At 25.1% G+C, this 24307-nt stretch carries 14 protein-coding genes and 1 CRISPR repeat array; of the genes, 13 read left to right on the top strand and 1 reads right to left on the bottom strand.

Annotated features, from left to right (window positions below):
* Positions 1-2 precede the first annotated feature (2 nt).
* The 9 genes from cas9 to AAHM97_RS03005 all read left to right on the top strand — a co-directional run bounded on the left by cas9 (position 3) and on the right by AAHM97_RS03005 (position 15659).
* Entirely contained in the window at positions 3-3251 is a 3249-nt protein-coding gene (gene cas9, locus AAHM97_RS03045) for a type II CRISPR RNA-guided endonuclease Cas9 (protein WP_342268469.1), read from the top strand.
* A gap of 234 nt (positions 3252-3485) precedes the next feature.
* Entirely contained in the window at positions 3486-4394 is a 909-nt protein-coding gene (cas1, locus tag AAHM97_RS03040; protein ID WP_342268468.1) for a type II CRISPR-associated endonuclease Cas1, read from the top strand.
* The gene (gene cas2, locus AAHM97_RS03035; RefSeq protein WP_342268467.1) at positions 4384-4707 is read left to right on the top strand and encodes a CRISPR-associated endonuclease Cas2; all 324 of its coding nucleotides are present in this window, start codon (positions 4384-4386) and stop codon (positions 4705-4707) included. The genes cas1 and cas2 overlap by 11 nt, the downstream gene beginning before the upstream one ends.
* On the top strand, positions 4707-5660 hold the full coding sequence (locus tag AAHM97_RS03030; protein ID WP_342268466.1) for a hypothetical protein: 954 nt from the start codon (positions 4707-4709) through the stop codon (positions 5658-5660). Before cas2 ends, AAHM97_RS03030 begins: the two co-directional genes overlap by 1 nt.
* 31 nt (positions 5661-5691) lie before the next feature.
* Positions 5692-7900: direct repeats of the CRISPR family, unit length 36 nt; unit sequence GTTATGGTACCTTGTAGAATTAAGTAGTAGTAGAAC.
* A 304-nt stretch (positions 7901-8204) separates the two neighbouring features.
* Positions 8205-8876 (top strand): hypothetical protein, encoded by a 672-nt coding sequence (locus tag AAHM97_RS03025; protein WP_342268465.1) that lies wholly within the window; start codon positions 8205-8207, stop codon positions 8874-8876.
* A 106-nt stretch (positions 8877-8982) separates the two neighbouring features.
* Entirely contained in the window at positions 8983-9315 is a 333-nt protein-coding gene (locus tag AAHM97_RS03020) for a hypothetical protein (RefSeq protein ID WP_342268464.1), read from the top strand.
* Positions 9316-10082: 767 nt separating this feature from the next.
* Positions 10083-13121, top strand: coding sequence for an HsdR family type I site-specific deoxyribonuclease (locus AAHM97_RS03015; RefSeq protein ID WP_342268463.1), 3039 nt, complete (start codon positions 10083-10085; stop codon positions 13119-13121).
* 1 nt (position 13122) lies between these two features.
* Positions 13123-14655, top strand: a complete 1533-nt coding sequence (locus tag AAHM97_RS03010) for a class I SAM-dependent DNA methyltransferase (protein WP_342268462.1) — start codon at positions 13123-13125, stop codon at positions 14653-14655.
* A complete protein-coding gene (locus AAHM97_RS03005) occupies positions 14655-15659 on the top strand; it encodes a restriction endonuclease subunit S (RefSeq protein ID WP_342268461.1) in 1005 nt (334 codons plus the stop codon). The genes AAHM97_RS03010 and AAHM97_RS03005 overlap by 1 nt, the downstream gene beginning before the upstream one ends.
* 301 nt (positions 15660-15960) lie before the next feature.
* On the opposite strand, the gene AAHM97_RS03000 is transcribed toward AAHM97_RS03005, so the two are convergent.
* Positions 15961-17097 (bottom strand): restriction endonuclease subunit S, encoded by a 1137-nt coding sequence (locus tag AAHM97_RS03000; RefSeq protein ID WP_342268460.1) that lies wholly within the window; start codon positions 17095-17097, stop codon positions 15961-15963.
* Between the two features lie 65 nt (positions 17098-17162).
* Here AAHM97_RS03000 and AAHM97_RS02995 point away from each other — a divergent pair, with 65 nt between their 5' ends.
* The 4 genes from AAHM97_RS02995 (at position 17163) to AAHM97_RS02980 (ending at position 24209) form a co-directional block, all read left to right on the top strand.
* On the top strand, positions 17163-17879 hold the full coding sequence (locus AAHM97_RS02995) for a site-specific integrase (RefSeq protein ID WP_342268459.1): 717 nt from the start codon (positions 17163-17165) through the stop codon (positions 17877-17879).
* Between the two features lie 405 nt (positions 17880-18284).
* A complete protein-coding gene (locus AAHM97_RS02990) occupies positions 18285-19988 on the top strand; it encodes a DpnII family type II restriction endonuclease (protein ID WP_342268458.1) in 1704 nt (567 codons plus the stop codon).
* A 51-nt stretch (positions 19989-20039) separates the two neighbouring features.
* Entirely contained in the window at positions 20040-21275 is a 1236-nt protein-coding gene (locus AAHM97_RS02985) for an MAG4270 family putative restriction endonuclease (RefSeq protein WP_342268457.1), read from the top strand.
* Between the two features lie 276 nt (positions 21276-21551).
* Entirely contained in the window at positions 21552-24209 is a 2658-nt protein-coding gene (locus tag AAHM97_RS02980; RefSeq protein WP_425288826.1) for a valine--tRNA ligase, read from the top strand.
* Positions 24210-24307: the final 98 nt, after the last annotated feature.

Raw genomic sequence — 24307 nt, 5'->3', positions numbered from 1 at the left:
TTTTGGGAAAAAAAGTAAATATCGGATTAGATATAGGGATCGCATCTGTAGGTTGAGCAATCATTGATGTAGAAAATTTGAGTATTATTAAGGCTGGAAGTAGATTATTTGAGGAAGCAAATGCTGCAAAGGGTGATAATCAAACCGCTTCAACCCGTCGAGAACAAAGATCTAGACGTAGAATTTTGAGAAGAAAGATTACACGAAAGCATGATTTAATAGATTTATTTATAAAATATGAGTATATAAAAAGTGTTGATGATTTTTATGCATTAAATTTTGATTTTGATATGTTAGATAAGAGAAAGACTGCTCTTTTAGAAAAAATTGAATTAGAAGAACTATTAATGGTCTTATTTAATTATATTAAACACAGGGGAACGTTTAATTACAAAGAAGATTTATCAGAAAAATTAAAAAAAGATATTATAGATATTGAAGAAAAAGAGGATAGATTACCAGTAGATATTCAAATTGAAATGAGGCAAAAACACGGTGGCTATAGAGGTATAAATACTAACAATAGTTTAATTGCTCATGATTGATATTTAAAAGAATTGGAAATTCTTTTAAATACACAGGTAAAAAATAATGTAATTTCAAAAAAATTTAAGGAAGAATATATTGCATTATTTAATCGTAAAAGGGAATATTATGAAGGTCCCGGTCCTAAAGATGAAAATAAAAAAAATATCAATCCAAGTCCTTATTCTTGAAGTGGTGAGGAAGAATTTTTTGATCGATTAGCTGGTAGAGACACTTATAATAGCGCAGAACAAAGAGCGCCAAAAAAATCATTAACATCATACATTTTTAATATTCTAAACGACCTTAATAATTTAACAATTAGAAGAGAGGAAGGTCCTTTATCAAGAGTTGAAAAAGAACAGATTATAAACGATTGTATTGAGAGCAAACCAAAACATAAAAATATTACTTTAAATTCAATCGCAAAATATATCAATGTGGAACCCAATAAAATCACTGGTTATCGAGTAAAACCAGGAGATAGTTCAAAGGATAATTTTACAGAATTTGAAAGCATAAAAATGATAAAAAATATATTGATTAAAAAAGAAAAATCAATTGATTTTATTAATTTAGGAAATTTAATAAAAATTGATGAAATAACCAGCGTTTTAACCAAATATCAATCAGTGAAATCTAGATATGAAGAACTAAAAGAATTAGGTTATGATTTTTTAGATGATGAAACATGTGATATCCTTGCAACAATTTCTTTAACTGGAACTCATTCGCTTTCATATAAGACTATGCGAGCTCAATTAGAAGAATTGTGATCAACAAATAAAAACCAAATGGAAATTTTTCATGAAAACAAAATAAAACCAGATTATGGAATAAAAACAAACATTACAAAATTCAAGTCAATACCAATATTGAGAAAGAAAATAAGTGATCTTTTCATTTCTCCTGTTGTAAAAAGAGCATTGATTGAATCTATTAAAATAATTAAAGAAATAGACACATTGTTTGATTTTGATATTAATGATATTGTAATCGAAATGGCTAGAGAAAAAAACTCAAAAGAACTTAAAAAATATAAGGATAGAATCATAAAACAAAATAATGAAAAAAAGGAAAAAGTAAAAAAAGATTATTATGATGGTAATTTTAATGATAATAAAAATTCTTGATTAAAATTTTCTCTTCGAAATGAACAAGATGGAAAATGTGTTTACTCTGGTCAAGCGATAGATATCGAACGCTTAAAATCTGATCCAAATTATTGTGAAATTGACCATATTATTCCATTTTCAATAAGTCTTGATGATTCACAAACAAACAAGGTTCTTGTGCTCAGAAAAGAAAACCAAGATAAGGGCAAGAGAACTCCATTTCAATATTTTAGATCAATTGGCAGAGATTTCAATGACTTTAAAGAGCGAATGACTATACTGTATGGTAATAAAAAAGATAAATATTTTAAAGATAAATATAACAATCTTATCGATGAATCAGAACTCAATGATTGAAAATCAAGACAAAAATTTATATCTAGAAATTTAAATGATACACGATATGCAACAACAGAAGTTAAGAATTATTTAACGCATTTTATTGCCGAACTTAATAAAAAGTGGAAAATCAAAACTATCAATGGAAGATTTACTGCCTATATTAGAAATAAGGTCTTACATTTAGAAAAAAAAGACAGAAATTATTATTCTCATCATGCAAAAGATGCTGTTGTGATCGCTCTATCACCATTAATAAGGATTAATTCAAAATTAAGAGCTGGTAGCCTTTTTGATATCTTAGATAACAAGGTTGAAAGACTTGATGATTATGATTTTGACTCTATTCCAAAAGCAAATGAAAATATTGGAACAATTAAGGGTGATATATCTAATTTTGATTATGTTTTTACTTGAAAAGTAAGAAATAAAAATAATGGTCCATTATTTAATGAGACCTTGTATTCTGGAAAAATAATCGATGGCCAATTAATAAAAATTAAGAAGTTAGATTTATTCACAACCTCTGATACAAAAGAACTTGATAAGTTATTTACAACAGATTATAATAGGTTATTTATATATAAAAGTGATATTAATACATTTAATCTTTTAAAGAAAATTTACGATGAATATTCTGGTAAAAAAACAGATGATGACAAATTGATAAAAAATCCTTTTCTTTACTTTAGAGATGTTCTAAAAAATGACATTTTTAAAGTAACCGATAACGATAAGAAAGTTTTAGTCAAGAAACTTAAATATTATGATAAAGTTCAAACTATAAAATACTTTAATGTTTCACATAAATACAAAAAAATTGGAAGTGAAAAATTTGTATTTTTTGATAGTGGAAAACCAATTGGGTGAGAGGTATTTTATAACAAAAAACTAGATAAATATAAAATTTTTCCAATTGGAATACTCGGATTAACATATGGTAAGGATATTGATCGCAAATCACAAAAATATCAAGATTGAAAAAATAAAAAGAATTTAACTGATGATTGAATATTCAAGTATCATTTGTCAAAATATAGTGAGCTTAATTTTGATTATGATGGAATAAATATGTCATATGTTTTAACGGGGGTTGGACCTGAGGGTCAGATTGAAGTTAAGTATATAAATAAAAGATGTCTTGATTATAATTCCGATGATTTAAAAACTAAGAGAATTTTCATTTCCACAAATAAGATTGAAAATTTGAAAATAATTGTTTCAAATTTAACAAAAACAAGATATAAGGAAATTGATATTAAAAAAATATAATTATTTTAACTTTTTTAGGATTTTTTATTGAAATAAAAATAGTAGTATTGTATAATTATATTGTCATAGTTAACCTATGATATATATGATTTATTCATTTTTGAATATAGTCAAGTAAATCTACTACTACTTAATTCTACAAGACTATCATATATAAGGCTTTATGCCGTTTTTGTAAGCATTTATGCTTTCCCAAAACCCAGGTCGCAATGCGATCTGGGTTTTTGTTTAAATATGTCCTGAAAAGTTTTAGTAATTAAGGATGGACAAAAAGTTAGCTTATTTTTGGATAATTTAGTTGTTTCAACAGAATATCAAAATTATAAGGTTCCAATTGGGGATTTAAATGTTGTTTTTTTTGAGAATACAAAGGCAATAGTAACTACAAAAATAATTGTAAAACTAGCCCAAGCAAAAGTGCTTGTGATGTTTTGTGATAATGATTTTAACCCATGTTGCATGTTACAGCCTTTTAAAGGTAATTATATGCAATTGGAAATTTTAAATAAACAAATATCGTGATCAAAGGAGAACAAAATTAGGATATGAACAAAGATTGTGGAAAAGAAAATTAATGCACAAATTGATATCCTTAAATTAAATCTAAAAAGTATGGACAAAGTTGAAAAACTTTTTAATTACATCAAAGATATAAAACCGGGTGACCTATCTAATAGAGAAGGTCATGCTGCAAAGGTATATTTTAAAGAACTATTTGGCAATAACTTTACAAGAGATCTCGATAACCATATAAATGCTGGCCTTAATTTTGGTTATACAATCATTAGGAATTTTTTTAGTAGAGTAATTACTTCAAAAGGTCTAAATCCTACAATATCTATTTTTCACTCAAATAGGTATAACGCTTTTGCTCTTAGTGATGATTTAATGGAACCATTTAGACCAATTGTGGATAATTATGTGTATAATCATATTTTAAATGATGATTATTTTTCTAGAAATAATCGGATAGGTCTAATAAATTTATTAAATGCAAAGGTGATTTTTGATGGCAGGGAATTATTTCTATCTAACGCAATTGATGCATATGTTGATAATATTATTAAAGATCTAAATGATGAAAAAATTGACAAAAATATAGAAACACCAATGCCTTCATCAATAAGGTATTATGAGTTATAGATATATGAGGATTATGATATTTTATGATTTACCTTTTGGCACAAAAATAAATGTCCACGATTATAATAATTTTAGAAATGGTTTAATTAAGGAAGGCTTTTCTATGATTCAATATTCAATATATACAAAAATTTGTCCAAATGAACAAGCAGCGAGATTTATTGAAGATAGAGTTGAAAAAATTGTTCCAAAACATGGTAATATACGGATGATGACAGTTACCGAAAAACAGTATCAAAAAATTAAAGTTTTAAGAGGAAAAAAAACAGAACAAGAGTTGATAATTAATGATAGGAGGTATATTGAAATATAATGAAAATTATTAATACTTTAACAGATAAAACACTAGACTTCAATTTTAATGAAAAGAATATATTTTTATGTAAATCATTAGACTCGTTATATAATCTTAAAGATTTTCATGAGTCATTATTTAGCGCAAAGTCTTCTGGATCAAAATTTATTATAAATTATTCTAACCATGATTATATTATAGATAAATCAAATTTTAAACTCTTTAATGTTCCGTCATACCTTGACCTTTACAAAGATATTTGTGGGGGTAACAAGACAATACTAAAAGAATTGATCACAATTGTTATAAATTCTAATTTTTTTGAAGAGGAGGAACTTATTCTTATTAAGAACCTAATAGATACATTGCAGTTAAAGAAAATTAAACCAATTAGTTATCTTATAGAATTAATTAAGAGTTCAACAGATTATGATGCCGATTTTGTGATAAATGACAATATTGTTGATTATATTTCCACAAATGTTATAATGCATATTAGTAAAAATGATACTAACATAGATAATATAATCTCACAGTACGAACTTAAAAAAATATATCTCGAAATACTTTACATCATTTCACAGCAAAGCGATAAAAATTTCTATTATGTATTTATAAATCCCTTTATTGGCCTAAATTTTAATGAATTTAAAGATTTCTTCAACTCAATTAAGAGGTTTAATTTTTACTCTATTTTATGCAATAATATGTACTCAATAAACAATGAGGATTTATTAAATTTAAAGATTGAATTTTATAACTTTATTGATATATCATCAATCATAAATAAAAAAGATGAATATATCCTCTTTTGAGATGGGCAAGGAATTACCGAATTTGAAAAATTTATCTATGAAACAACCAATAAAATTATAGATTTGAATCTTTTTAATAACACAAATAATAATTTGAAATATTTTGACCAAAATGAGCTTAACTTTATTGAAATCCTTAAAAATTACTTAAAATAACCAAAAAAACCTCAAAAACACTTGATTTGAGGTTATGGTACCTTGTAGAATTAAGTAGTAGTAGAACCTTTGTTACATTATTTATAATTTTTATTTAGTTATGGTACCTTGTAGAATTAAGTAGTAGTAGAACAAATTGCTAATCTTGTTGTTTGTGAGAGCCGTTATGGTACCTTGTAGAATTAAGTAGTAGTAGAACTTTTTATAAAAGATAACTTCGCTACTGCATGTTATGGTACCTTGTAGAATTAAGTAGTAGTAGAACATGTTAATGTTAATGTTAATGTTTATGTTAGTTATGGTGCCTTGTAGAATTAAGTAGTAGTAGAACATTTAGAAAGTATTAACACCATAAAACTAAGTTATGGTACCTTGTAGAATTAAGTAGTAGTAGAACTTTAGAAAACTTAGGAAGGGATGTCTAACTGTTATGGTACCTTGTAGAATTAAGTAGTAGTAGAACTTAAATTTAAAACCTAAAAAAACTTTTATGGTTATGGTACCTTGTAGAATTAAGTAGTAGTAGAACAAATCGCCAATCTTGTTGTTTGTGAGAGCAGTTATGGTACCTTGTAGAATTAAGTAGTAGTAGAACAGTTTTGTTAACTTTTACCAAAAATTTTAAGTTATGGTACCTTGTAGAATTAAGTAGTAGTAGAACTAATAATAATAATAATAGTTTATATTTGTTATGGTACCTTGTAGAATTAAGTAGTAGTAGAACACACAAAACTATAATAACTGTTAACAGAGCAAGTTATGGTACCTTGTAGAATTAAGTAGTAGTAGAACGTTTTTTTAAGTTCATTTAAAATAAAGTGTGTTATGGTACCTTGTAGAATTAAGTAGTAGTAGAACATTTTTTGGTAGATCATATCCATAACCGTTGTTATGGTACCTTGTAGAATTAAGTAGTAGTAGAACGAGGTATATAACACTAATTATTTTTCTATTGTTATGGTACCTTGTAGAATTAAGTAGTAGTAGAACTTCGTTTAATATCATTTCATAAGGGCTATAGTTATGGTACCTTGTAGAATTAAGTAGTAGTAGAACTCTATTTTTTTTGTATGTTGAACTAGTACTGTTATGGTACCTTGTAGAATTAAGTAGTAGTAGAACTTGTTTTAATATCATTAAAGGCGTCAATAAGTTATGGTACCTTGTAGAATTAAGTAGTAGTAGAACGGTTTCGTTGTCTAAAACAAAGCCATATTCGTTATGGTACCTTGTAGAATTAAGTAGTAGTAGAACAAAAAGGTTCAAGAATTATTTACGATTATAGTTATGGTACCTTGTAGAATTAAGTAGTAGTAGAACTTTTTGGTTTGGAATGTTTTCATTTCAACTGTTATGGTACCTTGTAGAATTAAGTAGTAGTAGAACTTTTCTAAATAATCAATTACTAATTGTTTGTTATGGTACCTTGTAGAATTAAGTAGTAGTAGAACATGCCAAAATTAACAATGGGGAGGTTAGTTGTTATGGTACCTTGTAGAATTAAGTAGTAGTAGAACGTCACTAAGATTGTTATCATTTATTGAAGGTTATGGTACCTTGTAGAATTAAGTAGTAGTAGAACAGAATTTATTAATAAACAAACCACGGATTTGTTATGGTACCTTGTAGAATTAAGTAGTAGTATAACACCCAAAAAAATATTGAACAATTAACGAAGTTATGGTACCTTGTAGAATTAAGTAGTAGTAGAACGTCACTAAGATTGTTATCATTTATTGAAGGTTATGGTACCTTGTAGAATTAAGTAGTAGTAGAACATTTTAAAAGTTTTTCAGTAAAAAAAGATAGTTATGGTACCTTGTAGAATTAAGTAGTAGTAGAACATGATATTTGCATACATGATTTATACAAAGGTTATGGTACCTTGTAGAATTAAGTAGTAGTAGAACATAAAATTCATTTTAAATAGAACAATTCAAGTTATGGTACCTTGTAGAATTAAGTAGTAGTAGAACAACAAGGTAAATACCTACTCATTTCTCCAAGTTGTGATACCTTGTAGAATTAAGTAGTAGTAGAACATCCTATGATCTTACCTAATTTTTCGTCATGTTATGGTACCTTGTAGAATTAAGTAGTAGTAGAACTTGATTATAAAAAATATTTAAGCGATTTTTGTTATGGTACCTTGTAGAATTAAGTAGTAGTAGAACTTATTGTACGAATGCAAATTTTAAAGATATGTTATGGTACCTTGTAGAATTAAGTGGTAGTAGAACTGAATATTCATAAAGGTTATGATTTAGTGGGTTATTTAGGTTTTTTTTTCTTTAGTTTTTTGACAAAATTAGTTTAAATGCTTATTTTAATAAAAAGTCTTAAATTGGTCTTGATATATAAATAAAATAGTCAAATATTCAACTTTAAGGTAAGTTCATTTTTTTGTTAAAAATACCTATTTTTCCAAAGAGATTATCTAATAATTTTAATAGTTTTCTCTAAAGAAAATTTAAAATTTAATCTCCAAAACCTTTACTTTTTATATAGGTTCATTTATAATAATATTCATAAGGTAGGTTTAAGATGAAAGTAAGAATAAGAGAACTATATGAGTATTTTTATTATATTGACAGAAAAAATGACTTTAATAAATTTACCAAAGAAAAAGTAATTTACAGAGGATACTTGATTGATAGAGATTACAAATTAAAAAAAGATAAGTATTTCTCTGTCGCATACAAATTTTGATTTTCAAAGTTTATGTGACAATTATTTATATTTGCATATGTGCGAAAAATGAATAATGAATTAGATGTACCGATTGAAGCATTTTCAGGCTATACAAAAGGGGTTAGTTTTACCTACGGGTCCAATTTTATAGATGACCAATTTTATGAAGAAGTAAAAGAAAAATATGAAAATGATAAGTATAATGATGATTCTTTCAATATAAGTAAAGGTATTAAAATTCTTATTTTTGGAATAGGAAAATGGTGTAATACACTTTATACTTCTACAACAAAAGTTGGTGAATATCTTGAGGACTGAGTTGGAACAGATATGATTGCATCAGAATTATGAGGAGTTGGTTTGGCAAAATATATTGATAAAATTGATAATAATACAAATTTTGCTATTATTCCTGATGAAAAACCGTTTAGGCAAGAGGACTTTGAGAAATTATATCCATTTGAAGATATTAAACAAAGATATAATTGCTTGATATGATCAACAAGATACGGGCCACAATGCTAAAGTGTAATACTGTATATAAATTTCAATTAAAACACGAAATTTATGAGAAGATAAAAAAGAACCAACCAGATTTAGACCTAGCAAAACCAAGGCATATTATTACACAATGATAAATAATAACCCAGGCTTTTTAATTTTATTTTCAACATATAATAAAACTAATGCTGATTTTACATATAAAAAACTTAATTATGATGAGAATCAACCAATAAAGCACGAAAATCACTATCTTTTTATAAAAACAAACAAAATTTTACTTGCAGATTTATATAACACCTCTAATCAGAAGTTATCTGAAAAGTTTCTAAAAATGTGTAAATGTGAAGGTGAATGTAATATAACGTGTTTGTATAAGCCAAATAAAAATAAAAATGTTCCTTTAGATGTTAATTTATCAGATTTGCCAGAAACAGATATATTTCCCATTTACTTTGACTAGGGGGTTATCCTAAACTAGTGGTTTTTGAAAATGTTAATAATAGAAATTTTAAACTAGAACAAGATATTGTAACCAAAGAGAGACCTTATTTACAACGTGCTCTTGATGGATTATGTTCACATATAGAGTTTTAAAAAATATTATGTTATAATTCATTTTCTAGATTTAGGATTTTTAATGTTACCATTTAATTTTGTATATAAATTTAACTTAAAACCTGAAATAGTAAGTTATTATAGGTCTACTTAGAGTCATTTTTTCTAACCTCGTCTATATATTATGCAATAAATAAACGGACAATATAAAGAAAATTATGAAATTAATGTTTTGAGAATGCAAAAGATTTAAAATAACAATAATAATTATAATTTATCAGAATATTATTTTTTGAAAATGAATGCTTTTTCAGTTTTTTAAATTATACTAAAAAATTAACATTCAACACTGTAAAGAAATTTAATAAAATTCTTCAACATGATATATGAAATAGATAAATGTCACTAAAACCCATAAAATCTTTTGTATACAAATTAAAAAACTTATAATCCTTTCTTAAATAGCATTGAAAAATTCACAAAACATTGCAATTTTAGAAAGAAATAAATTATAATATAATTAGTATAAATAAAAAATGAAATGTAATTAAGTACATTTACACCACTAAGTCTTTATTATACACTACTAAAGTTCATATAATAATACATTTATTTATATTTTATCAATTATAAATAAATGTATTGGCCCGCTCAAAAAATAGGAGTTATAATATGAAGGAAAAAAATTTTGAAGATTACATACACCAGCAATTAGAAAAGTATGGTTGAACCTACAAGGAATCTATTTATCGCAGCGATGACCAAGATGTGTGAGACCTATGTATTTTAAAACAGAAAATTATAGAAATAAATAATATTGATGAGAGCGAAGCCAATAAAGCAATTTTTGAGATTCAGAAAATTAACTTTGACTATATAACAATGAATTATAAATGTTGAAAATTCTTATTAGAAGGAGTTAAAGTATGAGATAGTGTTACAAATCAAACAAAATCAATTAAATTAATATCGGATAATTACATGCTAAATGATTATATTTTCACTAGGCAATTTAGGGTATCAGATGGTTCTACTACAAGAATTCCAGATATTGTCATGTTTATCAATGGATTACCAATTGCTATTTTGGAATTAAAGAGTGAATTAGCATTTGAGAATATTGAAGATGCTTTTAATCAGAATGAGTCCTTAAAATTATTTTGCCCAAAATTATGGTCATTTAATATTTTTAATTTTATTTCAAACAGATTGGATACAAGATATGGCACAGTCACATCATCTTATCAAAAAATGATAAGAGCTAATAATATGAAAACAAGAGATGACAGAGATATTATAGAATTTCTTTTTGAAAGGAAAAATATAATAGATTATATAACAAAATATTCTTTTTTCTCAGATGAAAAAGGTTTTTTATCTAAATACATCGCAGCTCCCCACCAAGTTGAGGCGGTTATTAATTCGATGAATAATATTTTAGATGATAACGCAAAAGGTGGGCTTGTATGGCATACACAAGGATCTGGAAAGTCAGTTACAATGATTTTTTTAGCAAAAAGTATTATCATCGCAAAACCAAAAACAACAATTATAATGTTAACTGATAGAAAAACACTTGATTTACAATTATATCAACGTTTCACAAATGCAAGTTATTTTTTACGCAACAAACCTATTTTAGTAGAGTCTCGTAAAGATTTAATTGTAAAATTAGAAAACAAAAAATATTTTGGAATTTATTTTACAACAATTCAAAAATTCTTTTCTAATACTGGGATATTGTCTAATAGAAAAGATATATGTGTTTTGGTTGATGAGGCACATCGTACACAAAATAATATTGAGGATGAATATAAAATTTCAAAAGAAGTCAAAAAATTAATTTTAAAATCTGGATATGCAAAATTTATGAGATCTGCTCTACCAAATGCAAAATTTGTAGGTTTCACAGGAACACCACTAATTGGTTTCGAAAAAGATAGTAAGAAAATATTTGGAGAATATAATCATAAATATTTAATGAGTGATTCTACAGAGGATGGTACAACTGTTCCCATTCATTATGAAATGAGAAAATTGGAAATACCTCTTAATCAAGAATATTTGGATATTATGGATAAGCTTCAAGAAGAATATATTAGCACACTTGACCCTGACAAAATAACATCTCATCAAAACCTAAATAAATTGATGGAGTCAGCTAATATTAATGATATTTTAGAAAATAAAAATATTATTTTAGAAAAATCAAAAGATATTCTAAAGCATTATGATTCTAGAAATTCTATTCTAAATAATAAGGTTATGATAGTTGCAAATAGTAGAAATGCTGCTTATTTATATTATAAAACAATTACTGAATTAAGACCAGAAATTAAAAATGAAGTTATTTTAGTTATTACTGGGAATAATAAGGATTCTTTAGAAATGAAAAATTCAATAGTTCAAAAGAAAGAAATTAATAGTGTTGAGTCAGAGTTTAGAAAAGATACTTCAAAATATAAGATCGCTATTGTTGTAGACATGTGGTTGACAGGTTTTGATGTTCCAGATTTAGAGACACTATATATGGATAAGGTTATAAAATGACACAACCTTATTCAAGCTATTGCTAGAGTTAATAGAACATATGAAAATAATTTGACAAAAAAAATAAAATATAACGGCTTAATTGTTGATTATATCGGAATTTGAAATCACATAGCAGATGCATTATTACAATACTCAAATAATAAGAGAATTGGATTTGGTATTTCAATTGAAAATATTGAAGAGGCAAAAAAATATCTACTTGATACCATTAATATAATTAATGATAATTATATGAAAAATATAAATAATTTTAATAATCTTAATGATACTGAAAAGTATAATTATATAATTTTAAGCTATGAAAAATTGTTATCAATAAATGATAATAATAGTAGAAACGAATTTATTAAATTAGCAAGAAATATTGGCAAATATTTAAAAATGTCATTTTCAATTATCGAAGATGATATAAAACAACAAGCTAAAGGTATAGTTCAGGTAAGTAAACTATTAACAAGAAATATTGTAGTTGTTGCTGGTCAATTAGAAGAAACAATATATTCTATTAAAAATGCAATCAAGGATTGCATCGATTCATCTAAATCGGATATTGAAATAAAATCAAGTATTTTAACCAAAAATATTTATGATGTTGCACAAATATTGGAGCACGAGGTAAAAGAATTGCAAAATATATATCCACACGTAGCTCTTAAAATGTACAAAAGTGGTATTCAATTAATGATTGATGAATTAGATAAAACAAGACCTATAGCTGCCAAAAAAATGTCTGAAAAAATAAGAGATATATTGAGTGGGATGCAGGCAAACGATAACATTGAGAAGATTATAGAACTTATTCGAGAAATCGCCAAAGAGATAATAAACAAAATCGATGAGCCAGTAGAATTTGAAGATTCACAGCTGCAAGCTTTTTATGAAATTATTGCAGATGATCAATACCTAAGAGATAATAAAAATTCTGAAATTTTGAGAAGATTGGCTAAGGATATTTATCAAACAGTCGTTAAGGCTGGAACAGAGCAGTTTGAGACCAGTGGTAAGGTAAAATCACATATTAAAGTTGAGTTACATAAATTACTAAAAAATAAGTATAACTATCCGCCTGATAATTTAAAAGATATATCAGGATTATTGATTAATCAAATAACAAAATCTATTAGATTAAATAAAGACTACTTTAAAAGGGAGAGATAAAATGGCAAAAAATATAAGGCAATTAGAAGCTAAATTATGAAGTGCAGCAGAGTCGTTAAGAGGAAATTTATCAGCAGAGGAGTATATGCATATTGTGCTCGGTGTATTATCACTTAAATATATTTCAGATAAATATAATACTGCTATTAAAAAAATAAGAGAAGATAATTTAGATCCCGATATTATCGATAGTATAGATTTTTATAATGAATACGGTGCCTTTAAAGTTCCAAAGGAGTCATCTTGAGATTATATTATTAACTACGCTAATTCAGAAAAAATTGGCGAAGTTATGGATAAAGCATTTATTAAGCTAGAAAATGAAAATAAGATGTTAAAAAATGTATTTGACAAAAATTATAATAGAGAGTCAATAGATCAAAATAAATTGGGTGATGTTGTTAAAATATTTTCAGAGGAAGATTTTTCATCTGAAGAAGATGAAGATATTGTCGGAAGAATATATGAATATTTTTTAGGGCATTTCTTTAAGGATAGGGGACAAAAAGGTGGTGAATTCTATACCCCAACATCTATTGTTGAATTAATGATTAATATTTTAAAACCATTACGTGGAAAAATATATGACCCTGCTTGTGGAACAGGTGGGATTCTTGTGCAATCAAAGAGATACATAAATCAAAATAAGGGAAATTTTAATTTAATAACAGTTTATGGTCAAGAGTATAATAATATAACATGAAAATTAGCAAAATTAAATATTTTACTTCATGGTTTCTCATTATATGATGCAAATGATAGATCAACGCTTGGTGAAATGTCTGCAGATACTTTTACAAATGATTTACATAGTATGCAGAAATTTGATTATGTTTTAGCGAATCCTCCTTTTAATATGAAGAAATGGTCTCAAGAAGATCTAATTGATGACCCAAGATGGAAGTGGGGATTACCACCAAAAGGTAATGCAAATTATGCATGACTTTCTCATATTGTCGATAAAATGTCCTCAACGGGAAGAGGGGCAGTTATTCTTGCAAATGGTTCATTATCATCATCACAAAAACAAGAAATAGAGATTAGAAAGAAATTAATTGAGGATAACAAGGTAGATGCTATAATTCAACTTCCAGATAAATTATTCTATACAACAGGGATTCCTGCTTCTATTTGATTTTTTAATAATAAGAAGGTAAACAATAAAGTTTTAATGGTTTCAGGTTCGTCTCTTGATGGAAATATGATCTCTAAAAAATTACGTGAATTAAAAGATACTGAAATAAAAAACATTGTTAAAATTTTTGATATGCATGAAAAAGGTGAGGATATTGATTTTCCCGAACTTGCCAAGACTATAACAATTAATGAACTAAAGGAAAATGACTACTCTTTTGTTCCTGGGAGGTATATTAGTTCAAGTATAGATGAAATTGATATTGAGGCTACAAAAGATGAAATAAGGACGCTAGGAAAGGAATTGTCTGATTTACTATCTGAATTTTTAAATTTAACACCCAAAGTAGAAGAAGCAATTGAAAAGGCAATTAATTTTAAAAAGGATGATGTTCAATAATGGCTATTTACAAACTTGGGGAATTATGTTTTTTTACTAGAGGAAGTTCAGATATCGGGTATTCAGAAGTAAGAACTAAATTTTATAAATATCCAATAGTCAGTGCTGGAAAAAGTATAAAGGGATATTTTAATAAAAAAAATAGAGACATGTATATTGCATCAATTTCATCTTCTGGAGCAAACGCAGGATATATTACGATTCCGAATGAGGATTACTATGCGGCCGATTGTTTTTCAATTGAATCAAAAAATACTAATTTATTGAAACAAAAATATTTGAATTATTATTTACTTAAGAATCAAAATAATATCTATAAACTTAGTAGGGGTTCGGCTCAACCTCACGTATATGCTAAAGACTTATGTAAATTAGAATTGTATATACCATCCATTGAAAAACAACAAAAAATAATTGACATTATTGAACCTGTGGAAGAGGTAAAAAATTTATTAAATAAGTATCACCTAAAATTACTTGAATTTATTGCAAAATTGCCATTAAGTGGTAAAAATATAAAAATTAAGGAATTACTTAAATCAATTAAAAATGAAAAGAAAAATATTTCTCAAATTTCTGCAAAAGTTATTAATAAAAATACTGGCCAAATATTAAATTTAGAACGTGAAAACACATATCAAACAAATAGTTATTTTTGCGAGGCAAGAACATTTTTATTTTGTTCTATAAGAACATACCTAAAAAAATGAGCAATCACCCCTTTTGATGCAGATGTAAATGGTACATTATATCAATTTAAAATTTTACAAAATATTACTCAGCTTATAAAATACTTTATGTCTGAAAAATCTTGAAATAAATTTTCACAAATGTCAAAGGGAACAAAAATGCCCGTTATTGATAAAGATGTATTTTTGGATATTTTAATTCCAAAAACTATGGTTAATATTGATAAAATAGATATATTATTAGTTACAGTGAACAAACTATTAATCAAGCTAAATAATTTATTAAAAAAAATGGTACTGTTTTTTATAGTGTAAAATTAAGCTTTATATTACCCTTATTGGTAAATGAAAAAAATAAAGGTAAGCTCAATTAAGTTTTTACATATATTAACTTTGTAATAAAAAATGATAAGAATCTTATAATTTTACTAGATAAATTTTCTCAATCATTGAAAATTATTTTATATAATTATAATTAAATTAGTTGTAGAATATTAAATATGTTATTTGTGGCTATATTTATAATATTTGAAAATATTTTTATTTGTAAAAAAGTGTTTATTTTATACAATATATATTTGCTTAATATTAAATGTGTTTAGATTTTTTTTGTAAATTATAATAAAATTCCAATTAACAGTGTTCTTAAATTATCTATTTTTGAGCTTACAGTGCTAACCAAATATAGCATTTTGCTATATATATTACTATTTAATCAATTATCTTTGGTTATTAATTTAGAAAAAGTATCATTATTAATTGAAAGCATTGTAGTACCATTTGCTAAATTTGATTTTTGAATTAAATAATTATGGGATAAAATAAATGAACTAAAATCATCGGGTGATATCGATTCAATATTAAAAAAACCGGTTGAAAAAACATGATTCTCACTTACCTTATCAAAATAGTAAATTTTATTTTCACCAATTAATTTAGAAATTATAAACGTACCCTCTTTAGGAATAACATTCGCCCTTGATATTAATAAGTTTTTGATGTCTAATGACTTATCTATATTTAATGTAAATTCACCAATAGAAGAAGTGGGAAAATATAAATTTTGATTAACTCTCTTTTTATTTAAAAAATAATTGCGTTTTTTTATGCTAATTAGAGGTTTAGGGTTAATTTGATAAAATTTTATTAATAATAATTTTATTTTAGACATTAATATTAAAATTTTTCTTTGTAAATTATCCACAGGTTCAATAATGTCAATTATTTTTCTAATATCGTTTTTTGTATTCTCATAAGTGTCTAATCTAATACATTGTTTATACCTAAAAAATACCTCTTCCACAGGTTCAATAATGTCAATTATTTTTTGTTGTTCTTTCAAATTTGGAAGATTAATTTTTATATTTAAAGAAGTATTGGGGTTCATTTTTGGCATTGTAGAGCCAGTATTTGAATATTGATTTAAAGTTTTATTTCCCGGACCTTTGAATCAATAATAAACATATTTTGGTATGCACAAATTTTTATTTAACCTATATTTTATTAGGTACCCTGCATAAACTCATTCCTCATTTATTTCATGCAGATATGGTAATATTGTACCCGCCCTAGAGATAATAAAATCGTCTTTTTTTAAAACCTTTCCATCTGTATTATTAACAAATACCCTTGGAGATTTTAATATGATGTCTGATTGTGTTAAATATTTATATTTTCCACTTGCTAATCCTCTTTGATTTGACCCATAAATAGGTTTTCCTAATATCAATTCCCCAAGTTTGTAAATAGCCATTATTGAACCTTTTATTTTGATATACTTATAAAATAAAATGAGTGTAGCCCGCGAAAGGAAAACCAATGAATCAATATATACTATTTTTAAAAAAAAATCAATATTCAAGTAATACAATATTAACCTATAAAAGTGTACTAGGTATTTACAAAAATGAAATGTATGATATAAGAAATATAAAAAATAAGCTTATAACATACTATAAAAATCCAAATACAGTATGAACACATTACAATATTATTTGTTCCTATATGAGGTGAAGCAATGACGCTAGAATAAAACAATTAAAACAACTTAAGCTTCCAAAAATACCAAAAATATATATGTCAATTTTTGATAAAAAATTTCTAATGAAAAAGACTAAAGTTTTTCAACATGATTCTGCACAACTTAAAAATAAAAAATTACTTGTCAAATTTATGTTTGAAACAGGACTAAGGGCCGCTGAGGTTAATAAAATAATATCAATCAATAAGAATATCATCACATTAATTGGAAAAGGAAATAAAATTAGAGATGTTTTTCATAATAGTAAAACTACTTTTAAAATTAATTTTAAGGAGATAACAACAAAAACATTAAGATTATGAGTTAAAGAGGTGCTTGGAAAGAATTTTACACCACATTCAATAAGAAGATCTTTTGCAACACATATGTTATTAAAAGGTGCAAATCCTAAAATGGTAATGCTACAGTTGGGCCATGAAAAAGTAGAAACCACCTTTAGATATTTACAATTGTCTATGTATCAAAATAAAAAAATTTATGATGACTTTTTTTAACTTTATATTAAGAAATTATTTTTTAATAAAATATTGTATTATTTATTAACCATAATTATAGGTAATGTCCGTTATAAATTTAATTATAACAATAGATTAGCATATTTTCCTTGAAAGTAATTTTATTTAATGTATAATACTATTAATGGATATCAAATTAAAATTCTTGTTAATGACAACCAATGAGACACAACTGCAACAATGCCACTTTTGGTAGCATATGTATTTATTTAACAAAAATATATGATTGATAATATATTGATATAAATATTTTTTTAGAATTTACACTAATTTTTGTATAAAATAGTATTTAAAATTTGTATTCTTTTTTAATAAAAATAAGCCAATAAATTTCAAATAATACATTAATGATTGTATTATCATTTGCATATAAGGGGGTTTACAATGAGTGACAATAAATTACAACCATTTGTAAAATGAGTAGGTGGTAAAAGACAGTTGTTAGATATTTTAAGATTATTTATTCCTAAGGATATTAATAATTATTTTGAACCATTTATTGGTGGAGGGGCATTATTTCTTGATCTTGTTCCCCGAAGAGCATTTATTTCAGATGTAAATATAGAACTAATTACGACTTGAAATATTATTAAAAATAATCCAAAATCTTTAACATCATTATTAGATACTTATGTAAAAAATCACAATAAGCAAGGACGAGATTTTTATTATAATATAAGACATTTAGACCCAGCTAAGTTACAAGAAGTTGAGCTTGCTGCAAGATTTATATACTTGAATAAAACTTGCTTTAATGGAATTTACAGAGTTAACAGGGATAATATATTTAATACGCCATTTAATAATAAGGAAATAATAAAATCATCAACTTTATATAACCAAGAAAATATAATGAACATATCAAAATTTTTAAATGAAAATACAATTTATATTTCAAATAATGATTTTGAGGAAATATTAGATAGTGCAAATGAAGGAGATTTTATATTTCTAGATCCACCTTATGATTTTGATAATAAAGGTTTTGACTCATATACATCTGGTTCATTTGGGAAAAATGGTCAAGAAAGATTGCATGAATTCCTAATAAAGGCAGATAGAAAAGGGATTAAGTGAATTTTAACCAATCATAATACAGAATTAATTAATAAACTATATAAGAATTTTAATAATTATAAAGTACCTGTTAATCGATTTATAAATTCTAATGCAAATGATCGTCAAAACTCAACTTTTGAAACAATAATCTATAATTTCAACTTATCTAGAGAACAAGAATATAAATTAAATCAAGAATTATATTTTAAGGAATTAAAGGCAACATCTTATATTTTAAAAAAATATGTTTCTTGAGATAAGATTAATGAATTTTTAGAATTTAACAAAGATAAAATTAAAAATTTAAATAATTTACTTTCTCCAAATATCAAAGAGTTTAATGTTAATTTAAATAATTTATTCGACAAACATAGAGATTCATTGGAATTAATACCTATGCTTTTGGCAAACAATAAAATTGAACATAATAATACTGCTAAGTTTACTTATGTAAACAATAATAGGAAAGAAATAGAATATAACTATAATAATAAGGAACTTGTATTTGAATTTATAAACGAATCTGGTTTACTTACTAATTTATTTCTTAATCCAGAAATCTGTGATATAAAAACATATATATATGGTGTTAAATTGGGATTATCATCCCATGATAAGAAAAATAAATCTGGTCAGTTTATGAATGATCTAATTGATAAAATATTAACAGAAAAAGTGATTTATTTTGATAAAGAGGTAAAACAAAATAAAATTCTTGGTCAAGCATCATTGAAAGAGGATAAGAGATTTGATTTTGTTTTTAAAATTGGAGAAATAACATATTGTTTAGAATGCAATTTCTTTAATGGTTCAGGATCAAAATTAAATAGTGAGTTACCAAGATTTATTAGATTAGAAGAAAAATTAAAAGATTTTAAAAATTATGAGTTTATTTATGTTGCAGATGGACCTGGTTTAAGGAATAATAAGGAAATTGTCTTGAATGCAATGGATAAAATAAAAAATATGTTTAATATAACCAGGTTTGAAGAATTTCTAGATAAAATATCTAAAACTTGATGAAAATAATTTAGTATTTTTTATGTTTAGTATTTATTTAAAAACTAATAAGGAGAAAAAATGATTTTTTATAAATTAGATATTCCTTTTGCTTCACTTGCAAAATTACTAAAATCTTACCCTAAAAGAGGGCAACATAGATATATGTATTCTGGTGTGTATGAATTCTATTTAGATCAATTAGGAAATGTTGTATATTTTGATGTTACATTTGATACTGATTTATTAACTGTTAGATATAATGACAATGATAATATGAACATCAATTGAAAGGGTGTACTTGGAGAATTGTTTGATTTAAGATCGACAGTATTTAATCATATTGATAAAAGGAATTATAAAGTTCCGTATGGACTTTCAAGTGATGATATTGACAATTTAAATAATTTAATTAAGAATAGAAAAGTATTTAATAATGTATTAAAAATAGATATATTTATATCAGGCGCAAATACTTCTACAAAAATAAATTTACATAATACAAATCCGATATTTATTTATTACAGTGGAATAAATTCAAATAACCCTGGTAATTATAATTTTTGCCCATTTATTAATTTCTTTTATAAAATATCAACAAAAAATATGCATGATTACTATACGTATTTATTTAGTAAGCGAGAAAATCATAAAATAATACATATCAAAAATCTAGAAGATTATTTTTCATTATTTTCTGAAAAAAAGCAATTATTTGAAAAATTTAATAAATCTAATTTTCCAAACTTAATTGATGAAGATTCAAGTGAAGAAGTAATTAAATCCACAATGACTATAAGAGATGTAAAAGAAATTGATAATGTTTATAATGATTATTGTAATTCTTTGGGTCTTTATTCTAAAAACTTAAATACTAAAATTTATAGTAAGAATGACACATTAAATAAATATTTACGTTCAATATACAATAAGAGAATTAATAATTGAGATAATTTTTCCAATATGTCAGATAATATATTTAATATACCAGATTATATGATTGCAGATAATGCTCATATAGTTAGTTTTTCATACTTATGTAAAACTAAGGATTATAAAAGAGCAACAGATCCTGAGAATAGGTTGAAATTAGAGCCAAATATACATAGAGCCTTTGATGATAGTATTATATCTATTGATAATACTGGTAAAGTAATATTTAATGAAAACAGAAAAAATGAGGTCAAAATATTTAAGGGACGATATGGAGACGGTCTAAAGATAAAAAAGGAAATCTTTAATGAATTTAGTAATAAAACCAAAAATTATATTAATGAGAATTTTCTACATTTTAAGAAAAATAAAAAGAATTTATAGAAATTCATATTTTATAGTTGACAATATTTAAATTTAATTATTATTGTTAAAAATAGTTTATAATATAATTATTGGAGATAAGTTTGAAAATTGTTTTCCTATATATAATATTATTTATAACCTAATCTTATTAATATGAAATAATAAAAATATTAGATTTATATGTGTTATACCAAAAATTTAAACAATAACTAAATAATAACTAAATACCTGGGTTTTATTAAATAAAATATATTTTTCACTATTGAATAAAGCTTATTAAGAATTAAAATAGTCATGGATGATAAAATGGAAAAAAAATATAATTATAAACAAGTAGAAGCGGGTAAATATGATTTTTGAGTAGAAAATAACTTATTTACCAATAATACAACTTCAAAAAAAGAACCTTTTACAATCCTTTTACCTCCTCCAAACGTTACTGGAAAACTGCATATTGGTCATGCTTTAGACAATGCAATTCCAGATCTTTTAATTCGTTTTAAAAAGCTTAATGGATATGATATTAACTGAATTCCAGGGATGGATCATGCCGGAATTGCTACACAAGCAAAAGTAGAAGAAAGATTGTGAAAAGAGCATAAAAAAACACGTTATGATTATGGGCGTGAAGAATTTATTAAAAAAGTATGAGAATGAAAAGATGAATACTCAGATTCTATTCGCCAACAATGAAAAAAACTTGGATTAGCATTAAATTACAAAGATGAATATTTTACCTATTCTAAGGATTTAAATAATATGGTAAATCATATCTTTGTTAAAATGTACAATGAAGGTTTAATTTATAAAGACAATCGCATAATTCATTGGGATTGCCAATTTAAAACAGCGCTTTCAAACATTGAGGTAATTTATGAAGAAAAAGAGGGGTCAATGTACCACTTTAAGTATTTCTTTAAAGATAAAAAAACAGATTACTTAGAGGTTGCTACAACAAGGCCAGAAACAATTTTTGCAGATAGCTGTATAGTCGTAAATCCAAATGATAAACGTTATCAAAAATATATTGGAAAATATGTTATCAATCCTTTGAATGATAAAGAATTACTTGTAATTGGCGATGAATATGTAGATATTGATTTTGGAACTGGAGTTATGAAATGCTCTCCAGGTCACGATGTTAATGATTTTGAATTGGGAAAGAAATACAATTTAGAAATAATTAACATTTTTAATGATGATGCAACATTAAATGAAAATGTCACAAAAGAATTTATAGGTTTAAAAAGAGAGGATGCTCGAAAAAAAGTTATTGAATATACAAAAACTAATAACACATTTGTTTTAGAAAAGAAGATTATTCACAATGTGGGAATTAGTGAAAGAAGTAAAACAGTAGTTGAACCATTAATAAAAGACCAATGGTTTGTTAAAATGAAAAAATTAGCAGCAATGGTTTTAGATCTTCAAAAATCAGATGATAAGATTGAATTTTATCCTCCAAGACTAGAAGATACCCTAAAACATTGAATGGACAATATTCATGACTGAACAGTTTCTCGACAAATTTGATGAGGTCACCAGATTCCTGTTTGATACCACAAAGAAACTAAGGAAGTATATGTAAATACAATACCTCCAAAAGATATCAAAAACTGAGACCAAGAAAGTGATGTTTTAGATACATGATTTTCATCTGGACTTTTACCATTTTCATGTTTTTTAAATTGAGATTTTAAAAAAAATAAAAACATTTCAAATGAATTTAATAAATACTTTCCAACATCATTACTAGTAACCGGGTATGATTTAATCTTTTTTTGAGTTGCGAGAATGATTTTCTTTAATAAAATGTTTACCAATAAAAAACCATTTAGTCGTGTTTTATTTCATGGTCTTGTTCGCGATGAAATGGGAAGAAAAATGTCAAAATCTCTTGGTAATGGTGTTGACCCAATGCAAGTTATTGAAGACTTTGGGTGTGATAGTTTAAGATTAATGTTAACGACAAATTCTTCTCCAGGACAAGATATCCGTTTTTCTGAAGAAAAAATTAGATACGCTTGAAATTTTATCAATAAATTATGAAACGCTTCTAGATATATATTAATGAATAATGAAGAACAATTTAAATACAACTCTAATTTCTTTTTAGAAAAAAACACCAATTTAGAAAATGAAATTGATAAATGAATTTTAAACAAATTATCACTTGTCGAAAAAGAAGTAGCTAGAAATATTGACAAATATGAATTTGCTGTTGCTGGAAAATTATTAATAGACTTTGTTTGAGATGATTTTTGTAGTTGATATATTGAATTGAGCAAAGTAAATCTGCAATCAAAAGATTTGGGTATTAAAAATTATACATTAAACACAATGCAATATGTACTTAAAAATATCTTAATTATGCTTCATGGATTTATTCCTTTCGTAACTGAAGAAATATATCAAAAACTATCTCTCGAAAAATCAATTCTTTTAGACAAGTGGATAGAAAATAAGCATAATTTTGAAATTAACTATTTAGATTATTTAATCCCAATTATTAGCAATATTCGTGAATTTCGAACAAAAAACACTGTTTCTAACTCAAAACCATTAATCTTTAAAATAAACCTAACTAAATCAAAAAATAAGGCAAAAATTGATAGTTATCTAAAAACAATCAATAGTTATTTAGAAAAGATTGTTAATGTTAAAATTGAAAATAATCTACAATTTTCTTCTAATTTAACAACAACAATAGCTATTGACGATTTTTCATTGGAGGTTGAAAACTCATCGTTTATTGATAAAACAGCTTTAATTAACGATCTCAATAAACAAATTATTGATTTAGGAAAAGAAATTAAGCGAAGTGAATCAATTCTAGCTAATAAAAACTTTATTGAAAAAGCTTCAAAAGATAAAATAGATGCTGAAAAAGAAAAATATCATATGTACAAAAACCAATATATTACACTAAAAATTAAATTAAAAGATATATAATATAAGTAGGGGAGTTTTACAATAATAGGGGAGTTTTTACCGCTATTTATTATCCCTTTTACTTGAAAATAATTTTTAACCCTTGAAAATAATTTTCA

Origin of the sequence: Spiroplasma endosymbiont of Aspidapion aeneum (assembly GCF_964031045.1) — a bacterium.
In the GTDB taxonomy this organism is placed as follows: Bacteria; Bacillota_I; Bacilli_A; order Mycoplasmatales; family Mycoplasmataceae.
Note: the sequence above shows the minus strand (reverse complement) of the source record. Positions and strands in the feature narration are given on the sequence as shown.